This window comes from Robertkochia sediminum (assembly GCF_016786255.1).
GTDB classification, from domain to species: Bacteria; Bacteroidota; Bacteroidia; order Flavobacteriales; family Flavobacteriaceae; genus Robertkochia; species Robertkochia sediminum.
On the sequence record NZ_JADMKT010000034.1, the window covers coordinates 1 to 907 of the forward strand.

Consider the following 907-nt stretch of genomic DNA (forward strand, 5'->3'; position numbering starts at 1 on the left):
ATCACTAATGCCATCGCCGTCAGAATCCGGATCGTTAGGATCGGTTCCTGCTGCAACTTCTTCATCGTTGGTCAGGCCATCGCCGTCACAATCGGAAGTTCCAAGGGCTGTCCCTCCAACTGATTCACAGTCGTTTGTTGGATCGGTGTTATCGGTAACTTCTTGTCCGTCATTGATCCCGTCACCGTCAGTATCTGCAACATTTGGATTTGTTCCGGCTGTAGCTTCTTCATCATTGGTCAGGCCATCACCATCACAATCGGAAGTTCCAAGGGCAGTCCCGCCAACTGATTCACAGTCGTTTGTTGGATCAGTATTGTCTGCAACTTCTTGTCCGTCGTTGATCCCATCGCCATCACTATCAGGATTGTTGGCATCTGTTCCAGCTGTAACTTCTTCATCGTTAGTCAGGCCATCACCATCACAGTCGGAAGTGCCAAGGGCAGTTCCACCAACTGATTCACAGTCGTTTGTTGGATCGGTATTATCTGCAACTTCTTGTCCGTCGTTGATTCCATCACCGTCAGTATCAGCTACATTCGGATCTGTTCCGATAGTAGCTTCCTCATCGTTAGTCAAACCATCTCCATCACAGTCTGAAGTTCCAAGTGGTGATCCACCAACTGATTCACAGTCGTTTGTTGGATCGGTATTATCTGCAACTTCTTGTCCGTCGTTGATCCCATCCCCATCGGTATCAGCAACAGTTGGATCTGTATTGTGCGTGTTCACTTCAGCGCCATCAGTCAAGCCATCACCATCCGTGTCAGGATTGTTCGGATTAGTACCTTCGATAATCTCGGCTCCGTCAGTGAGCCCGTCGCCATCGGTGTCTGCATTATAGGGATCAGTTCCATTGGTGGCTTCAGCTCCATTGAGAACACCATCGCCGTCACAGTCGCCCGAA

Annotated in this window: 1 pseudogene; it reads right to left on the reverse strand. The window is 49.4% G+C overall.

The window, feature by feature from the left end:
* Positions 1–907, reverse strand: a pseudogene (locus IS446_RS00145) (hypothetical protein); the annotation flags it as partial.